Source organism: Salinispora oceanensis (genome assembly GCF_000383575.1).
Classification (GTDB): Bacteria; Actinomycetota; Actinomycetes; order Mycobacteriales; family Micromonosporaceae; genus Micromonospora; species Micromonospora oceanensis.
Genome location: NZ_KB911579.1, coordinates 934,345 through 936,120, shown reverse-complemented (window position 1 = coordinate 936,120; position 1,776 = coordinate 934,345). Strand labels below are relative to the sequence as shown.

Sequence of the window (1,776 nt, the reverse complement as noted above, 5' to 3'; positions counted from 1 at the left end):
CCTGATCGTCTCCGACTGCGTGTTCGAATTTTGGTACGACACCGTTACTGACTCTTCGAGGTCAAGGCCGACTACTTTTGAGAGGGCGAAGCTACCCGAAATCTTTATGGTGGACGACACACCGGTGGTGACGGTCGTCGATACCGTGTTCCAGTAGCCCTTGCTGAACGAGTGGCTCGTCAGGGTCTGATCCGAACTTGTGGAGTTCGTCAAACTCGCGCATCCCAGGTAGAACGGAGCACTTGACACGACCTTCGCCGTACCCACCGGAACCGCATCGGTCTCCGAGATCAAAGTCGGCGAGCCGATGAGATCAAGACCATTAAAGACGACGTACCTCGAATGATCTTCGATCAGTGCGGTGATGTCGGTGATGGTCGCTGCCTGTGCGGGTGAGGCGGTCATCAACACCGCAGCTGCGGTGCCGATCGACATCGCCAGGAGCGCCCGCGTCCTCTTTAACCTCATACTGCTTTCCTTTCCATGTGATGCCAGTAAGTTCGATGGCATCGACTGTTCCATGGTGCGGCCAGCTCGCTCGACCACGCCCCTCCTGCGGGCTTGGTCGATCTGATCTGGGAGTCGATGCTGACGTCAATGAATCTTACACACAATTACGCCCCAGGCACATCCTGGCGGCACTCGCAGCCTTCACCGTGCCACTGGAAACCAGCTCTGCTCTCGGCTTGTATGCAAACTATTCCAGCTTGTCAGCTACTTGGCAGATGCTTTAGGTGTCTATCCTTCATTGCCGAATCGTTATCTTGGTTTATGTATCTGAGATACTGGTTAACGGAAGTGATATGCCACTGCGACAGAGGGTCAGGGCCTGGGCACAGTCGAGACGGTGCCTACCGTGTAGCCGGACACGGTGACCGCGCAGGCGCCCGAGATGGGTGTGCTGCTGGCCCTGGCCCAGGCGTCGCGCGCCCGCACCGCGGTCCGGATGAGCTACCGGTCCTGGCGACAGGAGTAGACCGAACGTGACCTCGATCCGTACGGTGTCGTCTTCCATCGCGGCCGCTGGAAATGTGGTCGGACACGACCACCGGCACGGCAGCCTAAGAACCTTCCGGATCGACCGGATAGTTTCGCTTGCAACTGGTAGGCAGACCTTCACGGTGCCGGACGGCTTTGACCCCGTCACCCATCTGACGTCGGCGCTTGCTCGTGTTTCGTACCGTTGGGAGGTCGACGTTCTCATCCACGGGCCGTTGGACGAGGTCGCCCGCCGACTGCCGCGCTCCGCCGTGACGCTTGCGAGGGGCATGGAAGCCTGGGCGGCTTGTCACGGTGCCCCGCCTGACCTCGTGGTCGGGCGGGGCACCGTTGTGGTGGGTGTCGGTGGGACACCTCCGGTGGCTGTGCCCTTTGGTGGCCACCTGGTCCCGCTCTAACTCAGGCGCATTGTGTTGCCGGAAACCCACTCGGCAACGTTTCCAGGACCTCAACCTTGAAGTGAACCCCGGCCTTCACCGTGTAGGTCCCGGCTCCTTGGAAGTCCAACCTTCTGGTGGAGCTGTTCAGCGAGAATCCCGCAGGAAGCTTGGCGCCGGCATCTTTAGCCTTGGACAAGACGTTATACATATTGTACGGGTGGGGGAGGGGGAAAAGAGTGCTGGAAGCCACAAATGAGCCGTGGAAACTGCCATTCAGCGCCAGCGAGCCATTGTAGGTGTTTTGCGTCAGCGACGACACGACGTACCGGGTTTGTTTTGCGGGCACCAGCACCTTCTGGGACGGCGCGGTGTGTGTCTCCCTGATCGTCTCCGACTG

The 1,776-nt window shown here is 59.7% G+C and carries 2 protein-coding genes and 1 pseudogene; 1 reads left to right on the top strand and 2 read right to left on the bottom strand.

What is annotated here, in order from left to right:
* The coding region (locus SALPAC4_RS26035; RefSeq protein WP_162562170.1) for an ETX/MTX2 family pore-forming toxin at nucleotides 1-468 on the bottom strand (468 nt) is incomplete at its 3' end.
* Between the two features lie 397 nt (nucleotides 469-865).
* Between SALPAC4_RS26035 and SALPAC4_RS28885 the strand changes: the two are divergent.
* Nucleotides 866-1,259 (top strand): annotated as a pseudogene (locus SALPAC4_RS28885) (helix-turn-helix transcriptional regulator); the annotation flags it as partial.
* A 139-nt stretch (nucleotides 1,260-1,398) separates the two neighbouring features.
* Here SALPAC4_RS28885 and SALPAC4_RS0104095 read toward each other — a convergent pair.
* The coding region (locus tag SALPAC4_RS0104095; RefSeq protein WP_029127490.1) for an ETX/MTX2 family pore-forming toxin at nucleotides 1,399-1,776 on the bottom strand (378 nt) is incomplete at its 5' end.